This is a genomic window from Variovorax sp. WDL1 (genome assembly GCF_001541225.1).
Lineage (GTDB): Bacteria > Pseudomonadota > Gammaproteobacteria > Burkholderiales > Burkholderiaceae_C > Variovorax.
The window spans coordinates 173732-176691 of the sequence record NZ_LMTS01000027.1; the positions used below are offsets into that span (position 1 = coordinate 173732).

The following is a 2960-nucleotide window of genomic DNA, read 5'->3' on the forward strand; positions in this document are numbered from 1 at the left end:
GCCGTCCGCACTCACCGCGGCCCTTCGAAGGAACTGAAGCCCATCGTTGCGCGACGATGCGCCGTCGTTGCGCGACGAGCTCGCCGCTTAAGCTCGGGCGCATGTCCGCCGCCACGCTGTACGCCCTCGCCGCCATCGCCCTCTGGGGCACGCTCGCCTCGCTGGGCACGTCGCTCTCCCACCTGCCGCCCTTCCTGCTGACCGGGCTCGCGCTGATGATCGGCAGCGTGATGAGCTGGCCGGCGGCGCTGCGCAACCACCGTGCCTGGGCGGTGCCGGCGCGCACGCTCGCGCTGGGGATCTACGGGCTGTTCGGCTTCCACTTCCTGCTCTTCATCGCGCTGCGCCACGCGCCGCCCGTCGAGGCGAACCTGGTGAACTATCTGTGGCCGCTCTTCATGGTCGTGCTGGCGCCGGCGCTGCTGCCGGGGCTGTCGCTGCGACCGCTGCATCTGTTGGCAGCACTGCTGGGCTTCGCGGGCGCCGCGATCGCGATCCTCGGTGCGCGCAACGCCGCGCAGGGGGCCACGGTTGCAGGCTACTGGGGCTTCCTGCCCGCACTGGGCTCGGCCTTCATCTGGGCCAGCTATTCGCTGTGGACGAAACGCGTGGCCGCATTCCCGACCTCAGCCATCGGCTTGTTCGGCCTGGTGTCGGGTTTGCTCGCGCTCATCTGCCATGCACTGCTGGAACCACAGGCGTCGCTGTCGGCGCGCGACTGGCTGCTGGTCGCGCTGTGCGGCCTGGGCCCGCTCGGCGCGGCCTTCTTCCTCTGGGACATGGCGCTCAAGCGCGGCGACGCGCGGCAGATCGGCATCCTGAGCTACATCACGCCGCTGGCCTCGACGGCGCTGCTGATGGTGGTCACGCAGCGGCCGTTGAGCTGGACCATTGCGCTGTCGGCGTTCCTGATCCTGTCGGCGGCGGTGATGGGGCTTTCAATCAGTCCTTCGCCACCTGCAACACCAGCTTCCCGAAGTTCTGCCCCGTGAACAGCCGCGTCAGCGCCTCGGGGAAAGTGTCGATGCCCTCGACCACGTCTTCGCGGCTCTGCATGCGACCGTCCTTCAGATAGCTCGCCAGCTCTGCCACGGCAAGGTGGTAGCGGTCGGCATAGTCGAACACCACCATGCCCTGCATGCGCGCGCGGTTCACCAGCAGGCTCAGGTAGTTCTTCGGCCCCTGCGCGGGAGCGCTGTTGGGGTTGTTGTACTGGCTGATGGCGCCGCAGATGATGATGCGCGCGCCGCGCGCCAGCCGGGCCAGTGCGGCGTCGAGGATCTCGCCTCCGACGTTGTCGAAGTAGATGTCGATGCCCTTGGGGCAGTGCGCCTTCAGGCCGTCGCGCACGGCCGAGGGGCCGGCCTTGTAGTCGATGCAGGCGTCGAAGCCGAGCTCCTTGACCACCCAGTCGCATTTCTCCGGGCCGCCGGCAATGCCGACCGCACGGCAGCCCTTGATCTTCGCGAGCTGGCCCACCGTCTGGCCGACGGCGCCGGCGGCGCCCGAGACCACGACCGTCTCGCCGGGCTTCGGCTGGCCGATGTCCATCAGGCCGAAGTAGCCGGTCATGCCCGGCATGCCCAGGACGTTGAGCCATTGCGTGATGGAGCCGGCGCGCAGGTCGATCCTGGTGAGCCCGGCGCGCTGGACCTCTTCCTGCGGGATCAGGACGTATTCCTGCACGCCCAGCGTGCCGTACACCGTGTCGCCCACCGCGAAGGCCGGGTTGCGCGAGGCAATCACCCGGCCGACGCCGCCGGCACGCATGACGGCGCCGATCTCGACCGGCGGGATGTAGCTCCTGCCCTCGTTCATCCAGCCGCGCATGGCGGGGTCGAGCGAGAGCGACAGGGTCTTGACCAGCACGCCGCCCTCGGCCGGTTCGCCGACCGGCTCGGTGGTGAACTGCCAGTTGTCGCGTGTGGCCGCGCCTTCGGGACGCTTGGCGAGGCGGACCTGGCGATTGCTGAGGGTGCTGCTCATGGGTTTGTCTCCTGCCTGGTGTACGGGGGAAGGATCGTAGCCCTGCCGGCAGGGCACGCCGGTAGCACAGGCGACAGGGGACGGGTTCGTTCAGGCGCCGGGCAGCACGGCGCTGACCGCCAGGCCCGGCTGGGCATTGCGCACCGTGAGCGTGCCGCCGTGCGCCTCGGCCACCAGGCGGCAGAGGTACATGCCCAGGCCGACCCCGCCGGTGGCGCGCTGGCGTGCGCTGTCGGTGCGGTAGAAGGGCTCGGTCAGGTGCTCCAGCTGCGCGGGGTCGACGCCGGGGCCGAAGTCGCGCACCTCCAGCGCGATGCCGCCCTGCTCTGCGGGGCGCAACACGATGCGCGGCGGCTCGGGCGCATCGACGCCGTAGCGCAACGCGTTTTCGAGCAGGTTGCGCACCAGCAGGCGGATGCGCAGGCGGTCCACCGCCACCGCGGGCAGGCCTTCGGCGATGTCGAGCACGACGCGCCCGCCCTCGGGATGCTCGGCCACCACATCGCGCACCAATGCCGCCAGGTCGACCGGCTCGCGCTGCAGCGCCACATGCGGGCTTGCGAGGCGCTCGCTCTCGAGCAGGTCGCTGATCAGGTCGCGCATCTCGGCCAGGTCGCGCAGGAGCGCGGCTCGCTCGGCCTCGCCCTCGGGCGAGGCCGGCAGCAGCTCGGCATTCAGGCGCGCGCGCGTGAGCGGCGAACGCAGTTCGTGGCTCAGCGCGAGCAGCAGCGCGCGCTTGGCGTCCAGCATGCCCTGGATGTCGTGCGCCATGGTGTTGATGCGCTGTGCCAGGTCGCCCAGCTCGTCGCGCCGGCGCAGCGGGATCGGCTGGTCGAAGGCGCCGCGCCCGAAGCGCTCGGCGCCGTCGCGGATGTCGTCCAGCGGCCGCAGGAGGCGGCGCACATACGCGTACGCGATCACGATCAGGACGAGCAGCAGCGCCAGCGTGATCCAGCCGATGCCGTGCGGCTCCC

Annotated in this window: 3 protein-coding genes; 1 reads left to right on the forward strand and 2 read right to left on the reverse strand. The window is 70.6% G+C overall.

Features of this window, described 5'->3' with window-relative positions:
• The first annotated feature begins 101 nt into the window (after positions 1-101).
• On the forward strand, positions 102-992 hold the full coding sequence (locus APY03_RS05900; RefSeq protein ID WP_068674829.1) for a DMT family transporter: 891 nt from the start codon (positions 102-104) through the stop codon (positions 990-992).
• Here the strand turns inward: APY03_RS05900 and APY03_RS05905 are convergent.
• Together APY03_RS05905 and APY03_RS05910 are read right to left on the reverse strand one after the other, a co-directional pair.
• The gene (locus APY03_RS05905; protein WP_068674833.1) at positions 943-1986 is read right to left on the reverse strand and encodes an NADP-dependent oxidoreductase; all 1044 of its coding nucleotides are present in this window, start codon (positions 1984-1986) and stop codon (positions 943-945) included. The genes APY03_RS05900 and APY03_RS05905 overlap by 50 nt on opposite strands.
• Before the next feature lie 90 nt (positions 1987-2076).
• The coding region (locus tag APY03_RS05910; RefSeq protein ID WP_232324164.1) for a HAMP domain-containing sensor histidine kinase at positions 2077-2960 on the reverse strand (884 nt) is incomplete at its 5' end.